Origin of the sequence: Microbacterium enclense, assembly GCF_004022425.1 — a bacterium.
In the GTDB taxonomy this organism is placed as follows: Bacteria; Actinomycetota; Actinomycetes; order Actinomycetales; family Microbacteriaceae; genus Microbacterium; species Microbacterium enclense_A.
The window spans coordinates 1-1,458 of sequence record NZ_RBZY01000131.1 but is presented as its reverse complement, the minus strand read 5'-3'; the positions used below and the strand labels follow the sequence as shown (position 1 = coordinate 1,458).

Annotated in this window: 1 protein-coding gene; it reads left to right on the top strand. The window is 66.9% G+C overall.

Annotation, left to right across the window (positions count from 1 at the left end; translation table 11 throughout):
• The coding region (locus tag D8Y23_RS16535; protein ID WP_240663948.1) for a rhamnan synthesis F family protein at positions 1 to 1,393 on the top strand (1,393 nt) is incomplete at its 5' end.
• Positions 1,394 to 1,458: the final 65 nt, after the last annotated feature.

The following is a 1,458-nucleotide window of genomic DNA, read 5'->3' as shown; positions in this document are numbered from 1 at the left end:
CGCCGTGCTCAAGCACGAGACCGTCTTCACCGAGACCTTCGTTCGCAACGGATTCCGTCCCGCCGTCGCGTTCGCCTCCGACGACTACCCGACGGATCACCCGGCCCTGTTCAACCCCACGCTGTTGATGGATGACGGGTGCCCGCTACTGAAGCGTCGTCCCTTCTTCCACTGGCCGCCGTTCCTCGACCGCCATGCGGTGATCGGCCGCAGCATCATCGAGAACGTCGAGGCACACGGATACCCGGTGGCCCTCATCCTGGACAACCTCGCGCGCACGGTTCCCGCCAAGGTCATCAACACCAATCTGGCGATGCTCAACATCCTGCCCCGCACCGTCGCCGTGGCATCCGATGATCCCGCCGCACTCCGGGTGCTCGTGATCATCCACGCCACCGCCGCTGCGTCGGCCGCCGACCTCATCGCCCGGCTCGCGTGGTTCCCGACGCCGGTCGATGTGATCGTCACGACCTCGGACGCGTCGATCGTCGCGGAACTCGGCGCACTACTGGACGCCCAGGGAGCCCGGGTGGGGGCTCGGGAGGTGCGAGTGGTCCCGTCCTCGAACGGACGAGATATGAGTGCTTTCCTCATCGGTTGCCGTGCCGAGCTCGAAAGCGGGCGGTACGACGTGTTCGTCAAACTGCACGACCGCGTCCCCACGCGGCGGGGGCGGACCGTCGTCGACTATTTCCGACGCTATTTCGTCGACAATCTCGTCGGCAGTCCGCAATACATCGCCAATGTCCTCGCGCTCTTCTCGAAGGAGCCCGGTCTCGGGATCGTGCTGCCGCCGCCGATCCAGACCGGCTATGCGATCACCGGCGAGGGCTGGTCGTGGTACCGCGGTCGAGGGCACGACGTGGCCGAAGACCTCGGGATCCGTGTCCCGCTGGACGGGGTGACTCCGCTTGCGCCCCTGGGCGGGATGTGGATGGGTCGCCCGGAAGGTCTGCGGCCGTTGCTGTCGAAGTCGTGGACATACGACGATTTCCGCGACACGTCGTTTAAGCGGGTGCCCGACATCCGTCGCGTGCTCGAACGTCTCGTCACGGCGGCCGCCGGCGAGGAGGGGCTGCATGCCCGCACGGTCCTGACGCCGGAGCATGCCGGCCTGACCCACCTCGCCATCGAATACAAGATCGATCAACTCGCGGTGAACCTCCCCGGCTACCCGGTCGAGCAGATCCAGTTCCTCCACAGGGCGGGATGGTGGGGCATCGGCGGGGCGGTGGCGTTCTTCCGGATGTACATGAAGACGAATCATCCCAACGTCGTGCGACGTGTCGACCCCGTCATGCATCCGCTCGGTCGTGGCGCCCGCGCCGTGCTCCGGGTCGCCCGCGCCGGTGTCGCAAGCGGTCGTCAGCTGGTCAAGGGGGGCCGTCGATGAGTGCGACGCGAGCGTCCGGCTCCGCCTTCCCCGAGGGTGGTCGTCGGCTTGTGGTGTATGTGGTG